The sequence below is a fragment of the Isoptericola haloaureus genome, assembly GCF_036689775.1.
In the GTDB taxonomy this organism is placed as follows: Bacteria; Actinomycetota; Actinomycetes; order Actinomycetales; family Cellulomonadaceae; genus Isoptericola; species Isoptericola haloaureus.
Window position 1 is genome coordinate 1 of record NZ_JBAGLP010000080.1, and the last position, 318, is coordinate 318.

Here is a 318-nt window from a genome sequence, read left to right on the forward strand (position 1 = left end):
CGGCACCACCGCGCCGGCCGCCCTGGGGCGGGACTGCGGGCCGGTCCCGGAGGTCGGGCGCGTCGACACCGTCACCGGCGAGGCCGACGCGCGGGTGCAGATCGTGGCGGGGTCGATGTCCGACGTCGAGCGGAGCGTCGAGTCGTGCCGGGTCACCGCCCGCGTGGCCAAGCCGCGCACGGCGATCGTCATGTCCCGGGTCACCGACCGGCCGGCGCGGCGGGACGGAGCCGTGCCCAGACGCGTCGAGCGTCTCTGTGCCTCAGGGATCACCAGCTGATTCCTGAGGAACAGAGACGCTCGACGTCCCGGGTCACG

1 pseudogene is annotated in these 318 nt (G+C 74.8%); it reads left to right on the forward strand.

Going from position 1 to position 318, the window contains the following annotated elements:
* Positions 1-280: pseudogene (locus V5O49_RS00255) on the forward strand (hypothetical protein); the annotation flags it as partial.
* Positions 281-318 lie beyond the last annotated feature (38 nt).